Raw genomic sequence first — 209 nt, forward strand, 5'->3', positions numbered from 1 at the left:
GCTGGTTTGTTGTTTTTGGGTTTAACTACTCCTAAATGGCGTTTGTTGCTGAGTATTTATGCTTTTCGTTGTTTGTCGCTAGATGATTTATTGCAGTATGCGCCTGATGTAAAGCTTAGTTGTTTGCGTGGTTATTTGCGTCCTTTTTCGGTTCCTTATAGTATGCGTACTGACAATGAAAATATGGCGTTGATTTATCCTTTGTTGCA

The 209-nt window shown here is 38.3% G+C and carries 1 protein-coding gene; it reads left to right on the forward strand.

The window, feature by feature from the left end:
- The coding region (locus tag Q0954_RS34960) for a hypothetical protein (RefSeq protein WP_299466960.1) at window positions 1-209 on the forward strand (209 nt) is incomplete at both ends.

This window comes from uncultured Microscilla sp. (genome assembly GCF_947493425.1).
Classification (GTDB): Bacteria; Bacteroidota; Bacteroidia; order Cytophagales; family Microscillaceae; genus Microscilla.